23 protein-coding genes and 1 tRNA gene are annotated in these 20393 nt (G+C 68.9%); 10 read left to right on the top strand and 14 right to left on the bottom strand.

Features of this window, described 5'->3' with window-relative positions; genetic code table 11:
* Positions 1 to 256: 256 nt before the first annotated feature.
* From E1P53_RS20515 to E1P53_RS18180, 3 genes are read left to right on the top strand one after another with little or no spacing between them, the layout of a single operon-like run.
* Positions 257 to 676 (top strand): hypothetical protein, encoded by a 420-nt coding sequence (locus E1P53_RS20515; protein ID WP_165484446.1) that lies wholly within the window; start codon positions 257 to 259, stop codon positions 674 to 676.
* Positions 589 to 1230, top strand: a complete 642-nt coding sequence (locus tag E1P53_RS18185; RefSeq protein WP_131735101.1) for a hypothetical protein — start codon at positions 589 to 591, stop codon at positions 1228 to 1230. The genes E1P53_RS20515 and E1P53_RS18185 overlap by 88 nt, the downstream gene beginning before the upstream one ends.
* A complete protein-coding gene (locus E1P53_RS18180; RefSeq protein WP_131735100.1) occupies positions 1227 to 1553 on the top strand; it encodes a hypothetical protein in 327 nt (108 codons plus the stop codon). The genes E1P53_RS18185 and E1P53_RS18180 overlap by 4 nt, the downstream gene beginning before the upstream one ends.
* A gap of 18 nt (positions 1554 to 1571) precedes the next feature.
* Here E1P53_RS18180 and E1P53_RS18175 read toward each other — a convergent pair whose 3' ends face one another.
* On the bottom strand, positions 1572 to 2135 hold the full coding sequence (locus tag E1P53_RS18175; protein ID WP_131735099.1) for a helix-turn-helix domain-containing protein: 564 nt from the start codon (positions 2133 to 2135) through the stop codon (positions 1572 to 1574).
* A gap of 57 nt (positions 2136 to 2192) precedes the next feature.
* Here E1P53_RS18175 and E1P53_RS18170 point away from each other — a divergent pair, with 57 nt between their 5' ends.
* A complete protein-coding gene (locus E1P53_RS18170; RefSeq protein ID WP_131735098.1) occupies positions 2193 to 2942 on the top strand; it encodes an AzlC family ABC transporter permease in 750 nt (249 codons plus the stop codon).
* Positions 2939 to 3262: an AzlD domain-containing protein gene (locus E1P53_RS18165; RefSeq protein ID WP_006902526.1), complete on the top strand. Its 324-nt coding sequence runs from the start codon at positions 2939 to 2941 to the stop codon at positions 3260 to 3262. The genes E1P53_RS18170 and E1P53_RS18165 overlap by 4 nt, the downstream gene beginning before the upstream one ends.
* Before the next feature lie 82 nt (positions 3263 to 3344).
* Here the strand turns inward: E1P53_RS18165 and E1P53_RS18160 are convergent, their stop codons facing one another.
* The 6 genes from E1P53_RS18160 to E1P53_RS18135 form a co-directional block, all read right to left on the bottom strand.
* Positions 3345 to 4649: a family 1 glycosylhydrolase gene (locus tag E1P53_RS18160; protein ID WP_131735097.1), complete on the bottom strand. Its 1305-nt coding sequence runs from the start codon at positions 4647 to 4649 to the stop codon at positions 3345 to 3347.
* A 32-nt stretch (positions 4650 to 4681) separates the two neighbouring features.
* Entirely contained in the window at positions 4682 to 5629 is a 948-nt protein-coding gene (locus tag E1P53_RS18155; protein ID WP_131735096.1) for an esterase/lipase family protein, read from the bottom strand.
* 23 nt (positions 5630 to 5652) lie between these two features.
* Positions 5653 to 5973: a hypothetical protein gene (locus tag E1P53_RS18150; protein ID WP_244941222.1), complete on the bottom strand. Its 321-nt coding sequence runs from the start codon at positions 5971 to 5973 to the stop codon at positions 5653 to 5655.
* 218 nt (positions 5974 to 6191) lie between these two features.
* Positions 6192 to 6638: a DUF5994 family protein gene (locus E1P53_RS18145; RefSeq protein WP_006902522.1), complete on the bottom strand. Its 447-nt coding sequence runs from the start codon at positions 6636 to 6638 to the stop codon at positions 6192 to 6194.
* Positions 6639 to 6809: 171 nt separating this feature from the next.
* Entirely contained in the window at positions 6810 to 7262 is a 453-nt protein-coding gene (locus E1P53_RS18140) for a hypothetical protein (RefSeq protein ID WP_131735095.1), read from the bottom strand.
* A 183-nt stretch (positions 7263 to 7445) separates the two neighbouring features.
* Positions 7446 to 7518: transfer RNA gene (locus E1P53_RS18135), tRNA-Ala, on the bottom strand.
* 90 nt (positions 7519 to 7608) lie between these two features.
* Between E1P53_RS18135 and E1P53_RS18130 the strand changes: the two genes are divergently transcribed.
* Positions 7609 to 8355: a hypothetical protein gene (locus E1P53_RS18130; RefSeq protein WP_131735094.1), complete on the top strand. Its 747-nt coding sequence runs from the start codon at positions 7609 to 7611 to the stop codon at positions 8353 to 8355.
* A gap of 7 nt (positions 8356 to 8362) precedes the next feature.
* On the opposite strand, the gene E1P53_RS18125 is transcribed toward E1P53_RS18130, so the two are convergent.
* From E1P53_RS18125 to E1P53_RS18105, 5 genes are all read right to left on the bottom strand, one after another.
* Entirely contained in the window at positions 8363 to 9637 is a 1275-nt protein-coding gene (locus E1P53_RS18125; RefSeq protein ID WP_131735093.1) for a SepX/GlpR family protein, read from the bottom strand.
* Between the two features lie 148 nt (positions 9638 to 9785).
* The gene (locus tag E1P53_RS18120) at positions 9786 to 10436 is read right to left on the bottom strand and encodes an SIMPL domain-containing protein (RefSeq protein WP_131735092.1); all 651 of its coding nucleotides are present in this window, start codon (positions 10434 to 10436) and stop codon (positions 9786 to 9788) included.
* Between the two features lie 67 nt (positions 10437 to 10503).
* Entirely contained in the window at positions 10504 to 11160 is a 657-nt protein-coding gene (locus tag E1P53_RS18115; protein WP_131735091.1) for a GNAT family N-acetyltransferase, read from the bottom strand.
* A gap of 124 nt (positions 11161 to 11284) precedes the next feature.
* Entirely contained in the window at positions 11285 to 12589 is a 1305-nt protein-coding gene (glp, locus tag E1P53_RS18110) for a molybdotransferase-like divisome protein Glp (protein WP_131735090.1), read from the bottom strand.
* Between the two features lie 119 nt (positions 12590 to 12708).
* On the bottom strand, positions 12709 to 13653 hold the full coding sequence (locus tag E1P53_RS18105) for a UTP--glucose-1-phosphate uridylyltransferase (protein WP_006898910.1): 945 nt from the start codon (positions 13651 to 13653) through the stop codon (positions 12709 to 12711).
* A gap of 153 nt (positions 13654 to 13806) precedes the next feature.
* On the opposite strand from E1P53_RS18105, the gene E1P53_RS18100 reads away from it, so the two are divergent.
* Entirely contained in the window at positions 13807 to 14439 is a 633-nt protein-coding gene (locus E1P53_RS18100; RefSeq protein WP_131735089.1) for a 5-formyltetrahydrofolate cyclo-ligase, read from the top strand.
* A 72-nt stretch (positions 14440 to 14511) separates the two neighbouring features.
* Here E1P53_RS18100 and E1P53_RS18095 read toward each other — a convergent pair whose 3' ends face one another.
* Complete coding sequence (locus E1P53_RS18095; RefSeq protein WP_131735088.1) at positions 14512 to 14817, bottom strand: FmdB family zinc ribbon protein; 306 nt, start codon at positions 14815 to 14817, stop codon at positions 14512 to 14514.
* Positions 14818 to 15042: 225 nt separating this feature from the next.
* Here E1P53_RS18095 and E1P53_RS18090 point away from each other — a divergent pair, with 225 nt between their 5' ends.
* Complete coding sequence (locus E1P53_RS18090; RefSeq protein WP_131735087.1) at positions 15043 to 16596, top strand: alanine/glycine:cation symporter family protein; 1554 nt, start codon at positions 15043 to 15045, stop codon at positions 16594 to 16596.
* A 312-nt stretch (positions 16597 to 16908) separates the two neighbouring features.
* Positions 16909 to 18087, top strand: a complete 1179-nt coding sequence (locus tag E1P53_RS18085; protein WP_131733316.1) for an IS30 family transposase — start codon at positions 16909 to 16911, stop codon at positions 18085 to 18087.
* Between the two features lie 67 nt (positions 18088 to 18154).
* Here E1P53_RS18085 and nhaA read toward each other — a convergent pair whose 3' ends face one another.
* Positions 18155 to 19444: a Na+/H+ antiporter NhaA gene (gene nhaA, locus E1P53_RS18080; protein ID WP_371831008.1), complete on the bottom strand. Its 1290-nt coding sequence runs from the start codon at positions 19442 to 19444 to the stop codon at positions 18155 to 18157.
* A gap of 237 nt (positions 19445 to 19681) precedes the next feature.
* Here nhaA and E1P53_RS18075 point away from each other — a divergent pair, with 237 nt between their 5' ends.
* Positions 19682 to 20353, top strand: coding sequence for an SAF domain-containing protein (locus tag E1P53_RS18075; RefSeq protein WP_131735086.1), 672 nt, complete (start codon positions 19682 to 19684; stop codon positions 20351 to 20353).
* Positions 20354 to 20393 lie beyond the last annotated feature (40 nt).

The following is a 20393-nucleotide window of genomic DNA, read 5'->3' as shown; positions in this document are numbered from 1 at the left end:
CGATGTGTCCGACGTCGGCATCCCCGTGGGGCACCGACCTGCGAGAGAGGCGTTCTACGACGCGTTGACGCATGCCGTCATGGCTGCATCACTGAAGTCGACAGTACGCGCCGGTAACGAAAGAAGCGAATTGTTGTGACCGACGTCGCGTCGGACCCCGCCTGTGGACACACCGCAACCCGGTCCGGTGCAACGCCGACACCCTTCGACGGTCCCGCGACCCGCGCACTCCCGTACCCAGCCACAGAGGACCGCCTTGACGTCACCTGCAGCCCCGCACCGGCCCAAGAAGTACGCCCTGATCAGCGGCGTCGCGCTCGTCGTGATCGCCGTGATCGTCGGGGTGGTGTTCGCGGTGCGGGCAGCGACCGGCGACGCGCCCCGGTGGTCGGACCCGTCTGCGGACACCCTGCCCGACCTGTCCTCCGCGCCCGAGGACCCGCGGTGGACGTTCGACCTCGGCCAGGGCTTCTGGTTTCCCCGGTTCATCGGGGGCAACGAGAACGTGGTCGCCCGGGGGCCAGGCGCCACGACGCTCCGGCCGCGGTCGCCTTCCTCGACGCCGGGACCGGAGAGCGCCTCGCGCAGGTGGACTCGCCGGACGACCGCACCGAATTCCGGTCGTGCGCGATCGCCGAGTCCGACGCGTCCGCGGCATGTCTCGTCGAAGGGCTGACCGATGACGGCCAGGCGGTGGTCTTCGCCGATCTCGGCAATGGATCGATCCGTCGCTCGGTCCCCGCCGCCGACCGCGCCATCGTCGTCGCACACCGGGACAGGTTCATCGTCGTCCCGGAGCGGTCTGCACGGTCGCGGATCGAGGTCTACGACCGCGAGGGCGGGCTCGCCGCAACGCTTCCCTACGGCGAGGTGTATACGCGCTCGGGCCCCGTGGCGTCCCGGGAGGAGGCCGGCCGCGACACCGAACGTCTGGTCGTCCGCAGCATGACCACGTTGGCCGAGGTCTTCCGTCAGGAGCCGCGGAAAGTCGGCCACACCGGCGCGAATCCGTTCCCGGGTGGTTTCGCCGTCGACACCGACAGCGGCGTCGACTATTTCGATTCCGACGGGAATCCGACGACGACCGTGCGCGGCGCCCGACTCGAACGGGCCGCGCCCGGTGGCGTGTTCAGCACACGGCTCGGACCGGCCGGGGGTCGATCCTTCCGATACTCACCGACCGCGACACCACCGGCAACGAGAAGCCACTCTTCGTCGCCTCACCCATGAGCGGAAAGACACTGTGGCGCTGGATGTTCGACAATCCGGTCGTCGTCTTCTCCGACGGCGGCACGGTGGTGATCAAGCGCGGCGGCGACGAGACGGAAGGTGTCTTCGACGTGTCCACCGGAGCCATCCTCGCCGACCACCTGAACGATGCCGACCTCCTCGGCTCGGACGGTCGGCGTGTCCTCATCTCCGCCCCGACAGCAGGCGGCCACCAGATCGAGGCCATCGACGGCGCCGAGACACTCTGGGAGTACGGCCCGTACGCCTCCGATCCGGTCGTCATCGCCGGAAAGGTCTACGCCGACACCGAACGGCTTCTCTGACGGATATGTGCCGCCGGCTCAGAACGCCTCGCTGATCATCACCGCGACGGTGCCCGGCTCGAGCGCGTCGAAGACATGCTCGACGTCGCCGGGATACGCGATGTAGTCGCCGGGCCCCAGCGTCTCAGGGGAGTCGGTCGGCCCCAGCCGGGCACGCCCGGTGCTGACGACGACGTGTTCGACGACGCCGCGCGCATGCGGCTTGGACACGCGCGGCTTCCCGGGTTCGGCGCGCACGACGTAGATGTCCCGGCGCGACCCGGGCGCGGCGGTCGAGAGAAGGGTGGCCGAATAGTCGGCGTCGACCGCCGGGATGACCGGGCCGTCGCCGAAGCGGATCACCTCGACCGTGGGCGCCGGAGAGTCCAGCAGTGCGGAGAACTGGACCCCGAGAGCCGTCGAGAGCGCCCACAGCGTCTCGACGCTGGGGTTGCCCTCCCCGGACTCGAGCTGCGACAGCGTCGACTTGCCGATGCCCGCGCGCCTCGCCAGTTCCGTGAGCGAGAGTCCGGCGCGGGCGCGTTCACGCTTGAGCGACGCCGCCACCAGCTGCTTCGGGTCCACCCCGGGCACATTGTTCATCGAACCGTCCAATCGTCCATCTTGACGAACATCCGTCACGTGTTCACTATAGTAGCCATGCGTTCGGCATGGAGAACACTCGACGCGGCGACCCTGCGCGCCGTGGTCGTCATGTGCCTCTCGGTCCTCGTCATCGGCGCCTCGTACGGGGTCGCCGCACACGGTGCCGGACTGGCGTCGTGGCAGATCGTCCTCATCGCCACGGTCGTGCTCGCCGGGTCCTCGGAGTTCGTCTTCGTCGGCGTGATCGCCGCGGGCGGCGCACCGGTCGTCGGCGCTCTGGCCGGACTTCTGGTGAACACCAGGAACTTCGGTTACGGCCTGTCCGTGGGGAAGTATCTGCGCGGACCGTCGGAGACCCTGCTCGGCGCCCACCTCATCAACGACGAGACCGCCGCCATGACCGCGACAGAGCCCGACCCTCGCCGCGCTCGCGCGGCTTTCCTGTTGTGCGGATTGGGAATCCTCGTCTGCTGGCCGGCCGGGGCAGGACTCGGGGCGTTCCTCGGGAGCGTCGTCGCCGGCCCCGAGGCCCTGGGCCTCGACGCCGCCTTCCCGGCCCTCCTCGCGGCCCTGGCCATCCCGGCGCTGCGGTCGGGTGCGACCTGGGCCGCGGCAGTGGTCGGCGGCGCGATCGCCATCGCGTCGACGCCGTTCCTGCCCGCCGGACTCCCCGTCGTGGGCGCCCTGGCGGGCTTCGCCGGGGTCGAGGTCATGCGGCGGTTCATCCACGGCCGGGCGCCCTCGGCGGCCGGGCCGAGTTCGCCGACCGTCGAGACCAGGCGCGATCACGAGGTCCGCCGATGAGCACCGGCCTGTCCCTGGGCATCGGTGTGGCGCTGCTCGCGGTCGGCACCTACGCCATCCGGCTCGCCGGCCCGATCCTGCGCAACCGCATCTCGGTGTCGGCCGAGACCGAGGCGCTGATGGACCGCGCCGCGGTGGTCCTGCTGGTGGCGGTCGCGCTCACCGGAGCGTTGTTCGTCGAACACGACTTCGCGGGCTGGGCGCGTCCCGCCGGAGTGGCGGTCGGCGTCGTCGCCGCGCTGCTACGGGCGCCGCTGGCGGTGGTCATCGTGCTCGCCGCCGCGACCGCCGCGGGACTCCGCGCGCTCGGAATCGCCTGAGTTCGCCGCAGTCCCACCACTGTTCCGCACACACGCCTCCGGATCGCCGGGCGGATCTGCCGAACGGCGGCGGGGCTGCCGGTCAGCGCACCACTGCAGGGTTCGCGCAACTGTCCGGCACGTCCACCAGCGAGCACGGAACCGGAGGCCTCGTGGGCCGGTATCCCCTCGGCACTCCCCCGGCGCGGGTGATGTCGCGATACGCGGCGACGGCGTCGGTCGGCCGGCGTGTGAGCGCCGGATCACGCCCGACGTCGACGGTGTACAGGCCGAAGCGCGAGTCGTAGTCGCCCCATTCGTAGTTGTCGGTGAGGCTCCAGTAGTTGTACGAGCGGAGGTCGACGCCGTCCTGGCGGGCGCGCTGCAGCCAGTACACCGTGTCGCGCAGATGGTCGGCGCGACGGTAGCCGTCGGGTCGTCTGCCGTGCGGATCGGTGGCCAACCCGTTCTCGACGACCCGGACCGTCTTGCCCGGGAACTCGCGCGCCACTCGCCGGAGGACGTAGTAGATCGACTCGGGCGCCTGGGAGCTCTTCCAGAACTCCCCGGTGGCGCCGTGTGCGACCGACGCATCGGTGACGGAGAACGAGTAGTAGTGGTCGACGCCGACGAAGTCGAGGGTGTCGCGCATCCGTTGTGGGAACACCGATTCCAGCCAGTCCTGGACACCGGCGATCGGATAGTAGGCGAAGTTCGACGACACCTCCGCACCCGGCTGCACGCGATGTATGTGACGGTAAATCGACCGATGCGCCGAGACGATCCCGTCGGCCATCCGGCCGACGTTCTGCGGCGTCAGTCCGCCGTACTGCAGCTCGCGCCGGACGTATTCGGTCGGCTCGTTGAACGTGATCCACAGCGGGTCCGCCCAGGCGTACCGGTCGACGACCCGCTTGGAGAAGGCGACCATGTCGTCGGCCATCGCCGGTCGGTTCCAACCGCCGAGATCCACCGCCCACCCCGGGTGCACCCAGTGGTTCAGGGTGATCATCGGGCGCATCCCCGCGTCGACGACCTTCCTGATCACCCGATCGTAGAACGCCCAGCCCGCCGGGTCGTCATGTCCTCGGCGCGGTTCCACCCGCGACCACTCCACCGAGGTGCGGTAGATCCCGACCCCCAGTGACGCCGCACGGTCGATGTCCTCGGCGTACCGGTGGTAGAAGTCGACGGTGTCGCCGACCGGCTCGCCGACCTTGCCCTGTCTGCCGTATCGCAACCAGTTGGAGTCGCGGTTGTGCCCCTCGGACTGGAAACCCGACTGCGCGACACCGAATTCGAAGTCCGGCCCCAGTGCGGGGACGTCGGCTCCGGCGGCGGGCGCGCCGACGTCACCCGAGAATCCGGCCGCCACGACCACCGCGACCGCGATGATGCTGCGCCGCAACCGGCCTCGATGATGACGCGTGGACCGCACGATCAGAACGGGCTGCCGGTGAACGGGGCCGCCCGATCACACGGAACGGCGCGCGGGTGTTCGGGGTCGAGCGCGTTCAGCACGAAGTACGCGGTGCGTCGCGAACCCGCCATACCCGCGTGTTCGGTGTAGTCGACCGAGCACCCGTCCTGCACGACGATGTTCTTCACGTTGGAGCCGCCGGGCGGCAGGCCGTTCCAGTACGGCACCACGAGTTCGTCGTACCGCGTGGCGATGTTGGTGTACCGGATACCGGGCAGGTAGTAGCCACCGTCGGCGATCTTGCGCAGGAACGCCGCGCCGGGATCGAGGTCGAAGCAGGCCTGACACAGCGGGACCTGTTCCGGCCGCACACCGAGCCCGCGCACGAACGGACCGATCTGGTCGGCGGCGGCGACGGTGGTTCCGCGCCACACCGGCGCGAGCGAGATGTACTTGTCGACGCTGTCCCTGCCGCCGAGGTATTTCACGTAGTAGGCGGGCACCACCGTTCCCTGGGAGTGCCCGATGATGTCGACCTTCTCCGCACCGGTCGCCCGCTTCACCTTGTCGATGAACGTGCCGAGTTCGCGGGCGCTCTCGGACATCAGCCCCATCCCGCCGATCGCCGTGATCGGCCACGGCGCGCCCTTGATCGCGCCGTAGGTGGGCGCGAAGACGCAGTATCCCTCGTTCTTCAGCAGCGGGACGTAGGTGCCCCAGTTGGTCTGCTGCGACCCGCCGGTCCCGTGCACGAGGATCACCGGATTGGGATGCTCTGCCGACGGCTTGCAGTTCCAGTCGTTCGAGCCGGGCAGCGAGCCGCCCGGGTTGGTCAGTTCGCCGGGGATGCCGGACAAGAAGTTGTAGGTGACCGGCAGTGTGTGCGCCCGGACCGGCGCCGCGGTGGCGACCAGCACTCCGGCCAGCGCCGCCACGACCAGCCCCAACAGCAGCTTCGAGGACCTCATGGGTGCCGAAGCTAACAAACGCCTCACCCCGGGGTGGGGCGTTTGACCGGACCGGGTGCCTCCGGATCGTCGTGACGATGACGCAGATCCCGGATGGTGGCCGCCACAGAGGCGATCAGCAGGAGGAAACCGACGACGAGGGCGATGATCTCGACGTAGTCGAGGATGTTGTCGTAATGGCCGAGGTCGTACTTCTCGTCGGTGACGTGGATGGCGACCACGACCAACCAGGCGACGAAGGCCGCCATCAGCGCGCGCCGCTGGAACATGAGGCTGCGGCGACGATGCTCGTACTCCCCCCAGATCGCCGATCGCGTCCAGGACGATCGACTCCATGCGGGCATGTGCTGCGGTGCCCGACGGGAGCTTGGCGAGGATGTCGACCTTCTGTGCGAGCTTCTGGTGCCGGTCGTTGGCGTCGAGCCGGCTGAAGATCCCGCCGACCCCTGCGATGAGCAGAGATCCGGCGAATGTCAGCAGCGCGGCTGTCATGTGGGGAACCTACAACGACGAGGTGGCCGTGTGCAGGGAAAACGCCCGCCTCGCGGGGGGCGGACCGGGCCTATTGCACCGCCGGCCGGCGGGTCTCGGAGGACACCGATCGCGCCGCGAGCTCCAGAATGCGTTCGGCGCGGCGGAATTCCAGCGAGTAGGTGCTCGCCTGCGGTTGCACGGTGTTGCTCGCCAGCCGCAACAGGATCGCCGCAAGCGACGACGCGGTGCGGGGCGGGATCACCAGAAGGCGGACGGTGGCCACCGGCGTACTGAGCGTCATCATCGGCGGCGTCGCAGGCGAATCGGGCGAGTCGAGACCGGGCAGACGCCGGAAGCTCTGCCAGGTCACGTCGATCCCGGTGACGTCTCCGAACTGGGCCCGCGCCGAGGCGAGCAGGCCCGGGAGCTCGTCGGCGAGTTGCACGGTATACGGGTACCAGGCACCGCCGATGGCGGCGGCCGGGTCCACGCCGAAACGGACGCGAGTGGGGCCGAGGAGCGGTGGGGTGCTCATCGGGCGGCCTCGACGCCGTGGGAGAAGACGAGGGTTTCGGTGATCACAGCATCCGCCTGACGTCATCATCAGACGGAGCCCGGTACGTCTGACACCGGTGAGGCCGACAGAGATCTGCCGGTTGTTCTGCCCGGATGCCTCCAGCCTACGTCAGTCGGACCCGGTGTCCCGTCAGAAGCAACTCGTGGTCTGGACCGCCGCGACCTGGCGGGGGAACTGCAGCACTCCGCTCGACGGCGCACGGCGGACTCCCGACGAGAAACCGCGCACCTGCTCGACGCCGTATTTTCCCCAGGTTCCGTCGCCCTTGAGGTGGTCCTGGCACTTCTGTAGCGTCACCGAGCCCGAAACCCAGTAGGACGTACCGGGCTTGAGTCCCGCGAAGGTCGTGCATCCCGCGGAGTCTGCGTTGTGGGTGAACACCGGACGCGGACCGTTGAACAGCCCACCGGTCGTCGCGTGGAGGACGATCGGCCCTCGGTAGGCACCGCCTTCCTGATTGATCACGCACACCTTCGCGCTCGGCCTCGGCGCGGCCTCGGCTGTGCTCGACGTCGCCGTCACCGCACCCATGGTCACGATCGACGCAATGGCGCTCAGTCCCGCGATCCAACGCTTCGTCACAGTGGTCCCCCCCGACCTGTCTCGACATCCTTCCGAATCCGCCATAGCGGACTACAACTTTGGTATCACGTATCCACCCCTCGGTCCCAGTCGCCCCCCCCGAGACGCACTGAACCCCAAGACACAGAGAACTCCAAGACGCAAAGAACCCCGGGTCGCGTGGCAACCCGGGGTTCTCTCCGGTGGAGCTAAGGGGAATCGAACCCCTGACCTACTCGATGCGAACGAGTCGCGCTACCAACTGCGCCATAGCCCCTGGAGGATCGTCGAACGATCAACCGGGAGACACTTTAGCAGCCCCACCGCCCCGAATCCCAAACGCCCAAGTGATGGCTAGGCTGGGCCCGTGCCTCAGATGTCTGATCAGCAGTTGGCCGGCGTTCTCGACAACGTCGTGGGGGTGATCAACCCCGTCCTCGACGTGCTCGCCGAGCGCGACCCGCTGGGCTTGAAGGACCACACCTTCCACGACCACGACCACCCCGACTCACGCCTCCAGCAGGCACAGCACGCCGCCGCACAGTTGCTCGACGCCGCGGACTGGCCGGGCACCCAGGGTTGGAGCCGGCGGCCGATCCACAAGCGGGCGAGCTGGTGGGTCACCCGCATCGGCGCCCTCAACACCGGCGCGGTCGCCTTCCCCGGGGTCTTCGGGGTGTGGGCCAAGCGGCTCCCGATCACCCCGTATCTCGGATTCGCCAACCAGGCCATGGTTCTCGTCGCGATCGCCCGCGAGTACGGCGTCACCGACCGCGACCGTCAGGTCGCCCTGCTGGCGGCCGTCCTGTGTGGTCGCGACATCACCCCGAAGGACCTCGACGGCGAGTCCGCAGAGGCGTTGCCCGCCGAACCCGAGGAGCGGAGAAAGTCGCTCCTGGGGGGCATCTGGGAGGCCGCGAAGCTGCTGCGCGCCGTCGACGACGAGTTCCAGAAGCGCCCGCAGCCGTTCGCCCTGTTCCGGATGCTGGGCTACATCCCGCTCATCGGGGCACCGGCGACGTACGTCGGTGAGCGCCTGGCGCTCTCGCACGCGGCGAAGCTCGGCGAGAAGTGGTTGCAGGCGCGGGGACTGACGACGGCCGCGAGGTCCTGAGACCGGGTCAGCCGACCCGGCGGTACTCGATGTCCTCGCGCTCCATCCGGCGCCGCTGGAACGGTGGCAGGTGGTCGAACACCGGGTCCTCGTCGTCGATCTCGAGCACGACGACCCCGCCGGGACGACGCAGACGCTCGGGCGGCGGCGCGGCGGCGAACTCCGGCACCGCGGCGGCGCGTCGACGACGCTCCTCCTCGGCGAGCGCCGCCCGCTTGGCGCGTGCGAGTCGCTGGGCGCGGATCTGCTGTTCGACCTTCACGGCCCGGCGCAGGTAGGTCAGGTAGCCGACCAGGGCCACCGCGGCGAGGCCGGCGGCGACCCAACCGACCGTGCCGAAGACGAAGCCGGAGATCAGAGCCAGGATCAGGAGCACGAAAAGGCTCAGCGTGACCCGCTGGCGCTCACGGTATTTGAGCTCGCGTTCCTTCTCCGACGAGTAGATGCTGCGGCTCGCGCGACGTTCGGGACGTGCGGTGCGGTGGACCGGTGCGGCCTCCTCGACGACCTCGTCCTCCACCTCTGCGGCCTCGTCCGACGGACGGGCTCCACGGGCGTAGTCGTCGTACTCGTCCTCGTCGAGCTCGTCGGTCGCCTCGTATTCGGCGTCCTCGTCGTACTCGGCGTCGGCGTACTCGGCGTCGGCGTTCGAGTCGTCGTGATCGTCGACCTCGGTGTCGTCGTGGTCGGCGTCCGCGTCGTAATCGACATCGTCTTCGGCATCGGCGTCGTAATCGACATCGTCTTCGGCATCGGCATCGGCGTCGACGTCCTCCGAATCGGTCTCGGCGACCTCGGACTCGACCTCCTCGTCGGCGTCTGCCTCGAGATCGGAGTCGTCGGCCTCCTCTGCGGTCGCACCGCCCTCGAGATCGGCGTCGTCGGGTTCGATGGTCGGCTTCTCGACGTCGGCATCGACGACGCGCTGCATCGTCGTGGCGACCTCGACGACCTCCACCTCGGTCTCGACGCCGTCCATCTCGACGATCTCGACCTTGGTGTTCTCGTCGGCGGTGCCCTCATCGGTCTCGAGGACCGCGGTCGCGGTGGTGCTGGACGCCTTGCGCGACGGCTTCCAGTTCGGATCGTGCGGGTGGCGTGCCGACGAGCGGCGACGCGCGCCGGCAGCGGTCTGCGCCCGCGAACCTCCACGGTGCAGCAACCGAGTCTTCTTCACCGCATCAGTCGACTTCAGGATCTGCGGACGCCCCTTGATGACCATCGGGACCAGGACGAAGAGCCAAACCGCGACGAGACAAACCCACAAAACGGAGTTGGGCATGCGACTCTCCCTTCATTCACTCTGGTCACACGAGGCCACAACACAATCTAGGGCCCGAAAGACCCAGTTCCGCGCCGACGCGCCGTAGCGCGACGATGTCGTTGCGGATTCACACCGCGCTCTCAGCGCGCCGCGCGCAACGGCGGCGTCACTCGGCGCGGAACCGCGCGTCGACGGCGACGCGGATCTCGATGTCGTCGGCGCGCAACTCCAGCGACGGCGCCGGCGCGCCGGGGACTGCGGCCGCGAACATCCGCCCGCCCGTCGAGGGCACGTGATCGGACATCTCCGGGTCCGACAGCAGGACCGCGGTGACCGGACCCCTGCCGACGGCGTCGGAGTAGGCCTGCGCCTTGGCGATCGCGTCCTCGACCGCTTCTCGGCGCAACTCGCGCTCGTGGTCGCGCCGGCTCTCCTCGGTGACGTCCCAGTCGACCCCGCCGACCACGACGCCCTCCACGCTCGACCACTCGTCGAGGAACTCCGACAGCTTCTCGAAGTCGACGAACTCGGCGTCGATGCGAAGACGGGTGTTGTACACCGGATCTCGACGCTCCCCGTGGTCGGAGTAGGGCCGGTAGGAGTAGACCCGCACCGACTCGGCGGTCCACCGGCTCACCGCGCCCGCCGACTCGAGTCGGGCGAGCGCACGCGTGATGTCCGAGTGCAGTCGCACGGCCTCGGCGTACACGCTCGCCTTGTCCGGCCCCTCCAGGTGCACGGCGAGGTCGACGACGCCGCGCTCCGGCGAATACTTGCCGCGGGCACGGCCGCGGACCACTATCTCCAGATCACTCACGTCGGCGAGCCTATGCGAGAGTCCCGACACACGAACCGGGATCGCACCTTCGCGGCGGCGGCGCGGGCTACACGAACGTCGCCCGGCCCGACCGGACGAGCGCCTCGACCGCCGACCCCACGACCTCCTCCGCGGTGAGCGCGAACAGGAGGTGATCACGCCAGCGCTTGTTGACGTCCATGTACCGGACCAGCAGACCTTCCTGCCGGAAACCGATGTGCTTCAGCACTTTCTGCGACGCCTCGTTGGCCGGTTGCACGGTGGCGTCGAGGCGGTGCAGCCCGACCGGGCCGAAGCAGTGGTCGACGCCGAGGGCGACCGCGGCGGTGGCGATGCCCTTGCCCGAGTGCGCTTCGTCGACCCAGTAGCCGATCCACGCCGTGCGCACCGCGCCGCGCTGGATGTTCCCGACCGTCAGCTGGCCCACGTACCGACCGTCGAGCTCGATGACGAAGGGCAGGATCGTGCCGCGTTTGGCCTCCGACTTGAGCACTGCGAACAACGGCGGCCACGACGACGGCTGATGCCGTTCGGCCCAGCTGCCGACGCCGGTCGGTTCCCATGGCAGCAGTGAGTTCTGGTTGCGGATCCGCAACTCGCTCCACGCCCTGGCGTCGCGTATCTTGACCGGCCGCAACGTGACCGCTCCCGCACTGGTTCCCAGGGGTCCCAGCGTCGCCGGCCAGCCCGGGCTGCCTGTCGCGCCACTCAGCCACCTGAACACGAAGAGCAGTCTAGGGCCTGGGGGTTTGTTCCCCGTCACAGGACGTGAAAAGTGAGACGTCCGTCTCGCCTCTTCGCAGGTCAGCGCGGCGCCGCCGCCCCGTGTGCGGTAGCGACCGGATGCGTCAGCCGCGCTGTGCGAGGAATGCGACCTCGACCTCGTCGCCGGTGCCGAGCTCCTCGACGTCGGGTTCGACCATGATCAGACAGTTCGCCTCGGCGAGTTCGGCGAGCAGATGCGACGATCCGGTCGGCGACGCGCCGAGCACCTGCACCAGGTACTCCCCCGTGCGCTCGTCACGCATGAGCTGTCCGCGCAGGTACCCCTTGCGCCCGCGCACCGAGGCGATCGGGCCGATCGTGCGGGCCCTGATCACCCGCCGCATCGGCTGGCGCTTGCCCAGGGCGATGCGGATCAGCGGCCGGACCATGACCTCGAAGGTCACCAGGGCGCTGACGGGGTTCGACGGCAGCAGGAAGGTCGGCACCTCGTCGCGGCCGAGCCGCCCGAACCCCTGCACCGAGCCGGGATGCATGGCCACCCGGACGATCTCGAGTTCACCGAGGTCGGCGAGGGCGTCGGCGATCGCCTTCGACGCCGAGCCGCCGACCGCGCCGCAGATCACCACGATCTCCGAGCGGATCAGCTGGGCCTCGACCACCTCGCGCATCCTCGACGCGTCGCGTTCGGCGATGCCGACGCGGTTGACGTCGGCGCCGGCGTCACGTGCCGCCGCGGCGAGGGCGTAGCTGTTGACGTCGTAGATCTGTCCCGGTCCCGGGGTGCGGTCGATGTCGACGAGTTCGCTGCCGACCGAGATCACCGACAGCCGGGGCCGCGGGTGGACCAGCACACGCGACTGTCCCACCGCGGCCAGCAGGCCGACCTGTGCAGGTCCGATGATCGAGCCCGCCCGGACCGCGACGTCGCCGGGCTGCACGTCGTCACCGACGCGGCGCACGTAGCTGCCGCTCTCGACGCCGTGCCCGATCTTGACCCGTTGGTCTCCGCCGTCGGTCCAGCGCAGCGGGACCACCGCGTCGGCGAGGGTCGGCATCGGTGCCCCGGTCTCCACGCGGACGGCCTGGCGCGGCTGCAGCCGGGTGGGCGTCCGCGAGCCGGGCGCCACCTCCCCGACGACCGGCAGCGACACGATCATCGGCTCGCCGGCCTCGAGGTCGACGAGTTCGGCGCCACCCGGATCGAAGTCCTCGAGATCCTCGGGGGCCAGGACGCCGGCGAGGGCCACGTCCACGGCCCGCACCGCGTACCCGTCGATCGCGGCCTGGTCGAACCCCGGCATCGGATGCTCGGTGACGACCTCCTCCGCACACATCAACCCCTGCGCCTCGGAGATCGCGACGCGCACCGGACGCGGCGCCACCGCGGCCGCGGTCACGAGCGCCAGATGATCTTCGACCGACCGCATCTCACCGCTCTTCCCGTCTCATCTGCACACATCTTCCGAAACGATGCTCGGTACAACAGACAAACGGTATCGGCCCCGCGCGCCCGATCGGTCGAGGCGCGCGGGGCCGATGAGTGTGATCAGCCCTCGGCGAGCCGCTTTTCCAGCCACTCGCGCAGGTCGGGACCGTAGTCGTCGCGGTCGAGCGCGAAGTCGACGCACGCCTTGAGGTAGCCGCCGGGGTTGCCGAGATCGTGGCGGGTGCCGCGATGCACGACGACGTGGACCGGCTCGCCCTCCTCGATGAGGAGCGCGATGGCGTCGGTCAGCTGGAGCTCGCCGCCCGCACCGGGCTTGATCCGGCGCAGCGCGTCGAAGATCTTGCGGTCGAGGATGTAGCGGCCGGCCGCGGCGAGATTCGACGGCGCGTCCTCCGGCGCCGGCTTCTCGACCATGCCCTTGAGGCGCATGACGTTGGGGTTGTTCGCGTCGGGTAGCGGCTCGACGTCGAAGACGCCGTATGCGCTGATGCTGTCCTCGGGGACCTCGATCGCGCACAGCACCGACCCGCCGCGACGCTGCCGGGTGCGGGCCATCACCTCGAGGACCCCGCCGGGCAGGACCAGGTCGTCGGGCAGCAGGACGGCGACCGCGTCCTCGTCGTCGTCGAGGTACTCCTCGACGCAGCCGACGGCGTGGCCGAGCCCGAGCGGCTTCTCCTGCACGACCGACTTCACGTCGAGCAGGTTCGGCGCCTTGCGGACCTTGGCCAGCATCGCCTCCTTGCCGCGCTTGGCGAGGGTGTTCTCCAGGACCAGATCGTTGACGAAGTGTGCGACGACGCCGTCCTTGCCCGGGGAGGTGACGATCAGCAGGCGTTCGGCTCCGGCTGACTTCGCCTCCTCGGCGACCAGCTCGATGCCCGGGGTGTCGACGACGGGCAGCAACTCCTTGGGCACCGTCTTGGTGACGGGGAGGAACCGCGTCCCGAGCCCCGCCGCCGGAACCACCGCGGTACGCGGGATCGGCGGAGTGTTGGGCACGCCTTCGTACTCGCTGAAGTCATCTCTGTTCGTCACACTCATGTATCCACCCTAGGACAGGCCGGGCGCGGTGGCCGGACGGGCGACAGGCGACGGGCCGCGTCCCGAGCCCCGCCGCGACGCGCCGTTCGATATTGTTCGGGCGAACTGACCGCGCCGGTGGCGAGTCACTCACCCGGGAAGGACGGCCGCGTCGTGCCCACTCACAAGGACCAGCGTCGGCAGGAGGCCGCGAGCCGACGGGCCGCGATGCCCGCGTCCGATCGAGAACGTGCGGCCCTCGACCTCGCCGAGTGGATCCACACCTGCCCGTTCCGGCTCGAATACGACGTGACGGTCGCCGCGTACGTGCCGGTGGGGATCGAACCAGGGTCGGTGCCCTCCGATTCCGGGGTGGCCCCGACCGCGATGCTCGACGCCCTGCTCGACCGCGGCGTCACGGTGCTGCTCCCGGTGGTGCCCGAGGGCGATCCCGCCCCGCTCGACTGGGCCCGGTACACGGGCCCGCGCTCTCTCGAGACACGCCGCTGGGGACTGCTCGAGCCGACCGGGACGCGACTGGGCACCGCCGCGATCCGCGCGGCGTCGGTCATCTTCATCCCGGCGCTGGCCGTCGACCGGACCGGGATACGACTCGGCCGCGGTGCGGGGTACTACGACCGGAGCATCGCCGGGCTCTCTGCGGAGCTCGTCGCGGTGGTCTACGACGACGAGCTCGTCGACTCGCTGCCGTCCGACGCGCACGACGTCCCGGTGGGCTGGGTCCTCACCCCGGGCGGCGGGTTCCGCGAGCTGACCGCTCCCCGAACCGACGACAGCACCGACTGACGACAGCACGAAGACCTGGTCCGCGCGCGGCGTCCCAGGTCTTCGTGCTGGTGAAGTCGTGCGTCCCGGCGATCAGGCCGGGGTCGCGGCCTTCGAGTCGGTCTTGCCCGAGCTCGAGGAGTCCGAGCTGCTGCTCGACGACGAGCTGCTCGAGGAGCTGTCCGACGACGAGGACGACGCGGTGTCGGCCGAGGACGAGCCCGAACGCGAGTCGGTGCGGTAGAAACCGCTCCCCTTGAACACGATGCCGACCGAGTTGAACAGCTTGCGCAGACGACCGGCGCACTGCGGGCACTCGGTCAGGGAGTCGTCGGAGAACGACTGGACGACGTCGAACTTGTTGTCGCACTCCGTGCAGGCATACGAGTAGGTGGGCACCTGAACCTCCGAAAGTCAGTAAACGCTGACAAGTGTAACCGATCTTGGCACTCAGGCATTCCGAGTGCTAAGCGGGCCCGCGGGAACGCCGGGCACAACGATCATTTCCAAAACGAATTTTTCGGACATCGGGGTGTGCATCCGCCCGTCGTCGGGCAGAGTGTTCTGCGCGTCGGGGTCCAGCCAGTGGCCCGCTCATCGTCAGAGCCACCCGCCGGGAGTGAGATGACCGATTTCCTCGCCAAACTCAACGACATCATCTGGAGCGATCCACTGGTGTACCTGTGCCTCGGCGCGGGCGTGTTCTTCTCCGTGAGGTCCCGCCTACTCCAGCTTCGCCACATCCCGGAGATGATCCGCGTGATGGTCCGCGGCCACAGTTCCCCGGACGGGGTCTCCTCGTTCCAGGCGCTGATGATCTCGATCGCCGGGCGCGTCGGCACCGGCAACATCGCCGGCGTGGCCACCGCCATCGCGTTCGGCGGCCCCGGCGCGATGTTCTGGATGTGGTTGGTGGCGTTCCTCGGCGCGTCGACCTCGTTCGTCGAGTGCACGCTCGGCCAGATCTACAAGACGCGTGACCGGCTGACCAACGAGTACCGGGGCGGCCCGGCGTACTACTTCAGCCAGGCGTTCGCGCACACCAAGGCGGCACCGTTCTTCAAGATCTACGGATTCGTGTTCGCCGCGGTGACGGTGCTGGCCTGCGGCGTCCTCCTGCCCGGCATCCAGTCGAACTCCATGACCGTCGCGATGAGCCAGGCGTGGGGTGTCGCCGACTGGGCCGTGGCGATCGGCATCGTCATCATCCTGGCGTTCGTCATCATCGGCGGCGTCAAGCGCATCGCCGCCTTCGCCTCGATCGTCGTGCCGTTCATGGCTGTGCTCTACATCGTGTTCGCGCTGATCGTCGTCTTCACCAACGTCTCGCAGGTCCCCGAGGTGTTCCGCCTGATCTTCGCCAGCGCGTTCGGCGCCGACGCGGTGTTCGGCTCGATCATCGGCTCCGCGATCATGTGGGGCGTCAAGCGCGGCATCTACTCCAACGAGGCGGGCCAGGGAACCGGCCCGCACGCCGCGGCCGCCGCCGAGGTCTCCCATCCCGCCAAGCAGGGTTTCGTGCAGGCGTTCGCCGTCTACATCGACACGCTGTTCGTCTGCTCGGCCACCGGATTCCTGATCATCACGACGGGGGCGTACCGGGTCTTCGAGGGCGAGAGCGCCTCCAACCCGGTCCTCGGCGAGGGCGGTCTGCTCACCGAGGCCGACATCCCGGTCGGCCCGTCGTTCGTGCAGATCGGTTTCGACAGCATGTGGAGCGGCGCGGGCTCAACGTTCGTGGCGGTGTCGCTGGCCTTCTTCTGCCTGACGACGATCATCGCGTACTACTACATGGCCGAGACCAACCTGCGGTTCCTCATGGGCAAGGCCTCGACCATCTACGTCCGCCCGCTGCGCAGCACCCTCGGCGCGAACCTCACGCTGATCCTGCAGGCAGCGATCCTGGTCTCGGTTGCCTATGGCGCCGTGTCCACCGCCGAGGAGGCCTGGACGCTCGGCGACATCGGCGTGGGCCTGATGGCCTGGCTCAACATCCTGGGCATCCTGGTCCTGCAGCAACCGGCGTTCAAGGCGCTCCGGGACTACGAGCGCCAGAAGAAGCAGGGCAAGGACCCGGTCTTCGACCCGGTCGCGCTCGGGATCGTCGGGGCCACGTTCTGGGAGACCTACGACCCGGACGAGAGCCGACGGCCGAAGGAGGAAGTGCTCGAGAAGTGAGCGACTACATCGGCGGGCAGTAGCCCAGGCGACGAGAGGCCCCGGGACCCGACAGGCGGATGCTAGCGATCCCCGCAACACCCTGGATTTCAAGAAGTTGCGGGGATCGTGCATTCTGCGGAGTTGAAGGACGAGTTCTTCACGGTGTTGGACCGTGTGGACGGGAACGTGTGCGAGGCTGCTCGCATCGTCGGGATGAGCCGGGACACTGCGTACGGGTGGGTGCGTAAGGCGGGGATGCGTGGTCGCGGCAAGACCGGTACCGGCGGGCACCCGGGTCGCGCCCGATACGACCAACTCCGTGCGAAGGGAGTGAGCCGCCGCGAGGCGGCTGCCCAGATCGGTGTGAACGTCCGCACTGCCCGGGATTGGGATAGGGGAATCCGTAAAGTCGGGAACGCGCGCCTACATCCTGATGGCCGGCGGATCGACTACACCACAGGTGTGACCACCTACCGCGACGCCACTGGCGAACCATCCCTGGCCCAGTTGGAAGCGGTACTGCATCCACGGTTCCTGACCTTGGCCGATCGGGAACAGATTGCTGATCTGCGCCGTGAGGGTCACTCGCTTCGGGAGATCGGCCGGCGGTTAAGGCGGTCGGCCTCGACGATCAAACGCGAGATCGACGCCTATGCGGTCGAGGACGTCTACCGTGCTCACCGAGCGCACCGTGCATGGACCCATTCGCGGTCGCGTCCTAAAGAGTCCAAGCTCGCCCAGCCCGGCCCGCTGCGCGACTACGTCGCCGGCAAGTTGCAGGACCAGTGGTCCCCGGAGCAGGTGTGCCACGCTCTCATGACCGAGTTCCCCGACGATCAGGGCATGCGAGTGAGCACCGAAACCATCTACCAGGCGATCTACGTCCAGGCTCGAGGAGGGCTGCGCCGCGAGGTCGCGACGGCGTTGCGGACCGGGCGGACCCGACGCAAACCTCATCGCAAGGCCGAACAGCGCACCAAGCGGTTCATTGACGACATGGTGATGATCTCCGACCGTCCAGCCGAGGTCGAGGACCGGGCCGTGCCAGGACATTGGGAAGGCGATCTGATCGTCGGCACTCGCAGCGAGTCCGCGATCGTGACCCTGGTTGAACGTTCCACCCGCTACGTCATGCTCGGACACCTCCCGGGCGGGCACACCGCTGAGGAAGTCCGTGACGTGCTGGTACCGCTGATCGGATCACTACCCCAACACCTGCGCGGTTCGCTGACCTGGGACCAGGGATGCGAGATGGCAGCCCACAACCAGTTCACTGTTGCCACCGGAGTACCGGTCTATTTCTGCGACCCGCACTCACCCTGGCAACGCGGATCAAACGAGAACACCAACGGCTTACTGCGCCAATACTTTCCGAAGGGAACCGACTTGAGCGTCTACGGACCCCAGGACCTCGAACTCGTCGCCCAGAAACTCAACCGTCGCCCACGCAAAACGCTCGACTGGAAAGCTCCAGCCGAGCGTCTGCGTGATCTACTGATAGCCGTCTAACCATCAGGTGTTGCGAGGACCCCTTGAATCCGCCGACACGGTCCCGGGGCCTCTCGTCGTGGATCTCTCAGCCGCCGATGTAGTCGCGGTTCATGTCCGGGATGTTGTCGCGGTTCATGTCGTTGTCGCGGGCCTGGCGCGCATCCCAGCGCAGCAGGACCGCGGCGAGCGTCGCGGACACGAGCGAACCGAACAGGATCGCCGCCTTGGCGGCCGCGGCATGGTCGTCGGAGCCGCCCTCGAAGCTGAGTTCGGCGATCAGGAGCGCGACGGTGAAGCCGACGCCGGTGAGCATGCCGATGGGCAGCAGGTCTCGGATGCCGATCGCGTCGGGCAGCCGGAGCGGGGTAAGCCTCGTCATGAGCCACGTAGAGCCCAGCACGCCGATCAGTTTCCCGACGACCAGGCCGAGCGCGATGCCGATGGAGACCGGCTGGACGATCGAGCCCTCTCCCCCGATGACCGTCACGCCTGCGGAGGCGAAGGCGAAGATCGGCAGCGCGACGGCCGCCGAGTACGGACGGACCGCGTCGTCGAACCACTCGGTCCGGGGTCGGCTCTCGCCCCGGATGGCGATCGCCGGCACGGTGAAGCCGAGCAGCACGCCGGCCACGGTGGCGTGCACGCCCGACGCGTGCATCAGCGCCCAGGCCACCACGCCCAGCGGGATGAGCAGGGGCCACAGCTTGCGCTGTTGACGGACGAGCACGCCGAAGACCACGATGACCGCGAGTGCGGCGCCGAGCATCGCGAAGTCGATCTCGTCGGTGTAGAAGGTCGCGATCACGATGATGCCCAGCAGGTCGTCGACGACGGCGAGGGTCAGCAGGAACGTCCGCAGAGGCACCGGGAGTCCGCGACCGAAGATCGCGAGAACCGCCAGCGCGAACGCGATGTCGGTTGCGGTGGGGATCGCCCACCCGCGGAGTCCCTCCGGATCCCCGATCGTGACCACGAGCACATAGAACAACGCCGGGGTGATCATGCCGCCGATCGCGGCGGCGATGGGCACGCCGGCGAGTTTGAGGTCGCGCAAACCACCGGCGACGAACTCGTGCTTGAGCTCGACCCCGACCACGAAGAAGAAGATCACGAGCAGTCCGTCGGCCGCCCAGTGCGCCAGCGACATGCGCAGGTGGAGCGACTCGGGTCCGATCTCGGTGTGGAGGAACGACGAGTACGTCTCCCGCCACGGCGAATTCGCCCAGACGACGGCGACGAGCGCTGCCACGAGGAGCAACGCACCACTGGTGGTGTCGAGGGCGGCGAGCTTTCTGAACCGCTCGCGCCGCGAGAGCATGGACTCGTCGTCGGTGGCCGATTCGGCGCCGGTCGTCATCGGCGGTTGTTCGGTCATCGAACTCCTCGGTTCCGGGGGACGCCTCCCGCGTCCACGTGACACCGCCCGCGTTCGAGACGGCGGCCGACCAGTCTTCCCGGCACACCCTTGCTTTCTGTTCCGTGGCAACAGTAACGGAGGTCCCGCCCGATGGCTCGCCCCGTACCTGTGGACAAGTTCATCGCTCGGGTCTCCCGCTGTGGACACGGAGGCAACGCCGGGGCCCCGGCCGGGCCTCGGCCCTACCGTGCGCGTATGCCCGATTTTCGCGCGTTCCACACCCCTGACCCGCTCGCCCCGCGAATCCGTGACCGAGTTCGCCTCGCGCTCCGCCCGGGCTGGACGCGCAGCCTCGCGCTCCGGCGCGGGCTGGCGGTGACTCTGGTCGGCGCCGCCTGCGTCGTGGCGGTCACCGGGGCCGGGGACGACGGCGAAGCCGTCGTGCTCGTCGCCGCTCACGACCTCGTTCCCGGGCAGGTGGTCGGGTCCGGCGACCTCCGACCCCTGGGCGTGGCCCGTGCGACGGTCCCGTCCGGTGCGATCACCGACACCGGTCTCGCCGCCGGCCGCACGGTCACCGGTCGGGTGCGGGCCGGGGAGATCCTCACCGACACGCGTCTGCTGTCGTCGCGGCTGCCCGCCGACCTCACCGGTGACGCCGACGCCCGTCTTGTGCCGGTTCGGCTCTCGGACCAGGCGGTGACCGCGCTGCTTCGTCCCGGCGACGTCGTCGACGTCCTGACCGATTCGGCCGACGTCCTCGCCCGACGCGCGGTTGTCGCCCTCCACGCCGACGACGGGTCGCCCGACGGCACGCTCGGCGGACGGTCGACCGTGTCTCCGGTGCTCCTGGCCATGGATGCGGCGTCAGCGCACCGGGTCGCGGCAGCGGGTCTGGACTCCGCGCTGGCGGTTGTCTTGCACTGAGACGACAACCATTCCGGCCCTGAGGAGCGCGCTCGACGCA

The sequence above is a fragment of the Gordonia paraffinivorans genome, from assembly GCF_900683595.1.
Classification (GTDB): Bacteria; Actinomycetota; Actinomycetes; order Mycobacteriales; family Mycobacteriaceae; genus Gordonia; species Gordonia paraffinivorans.
The sequence above is the reverse complement of the archived record's forward strand: the minus strand, read 5'-3'. Positions and strand labels throughout refer to the sequence as shown.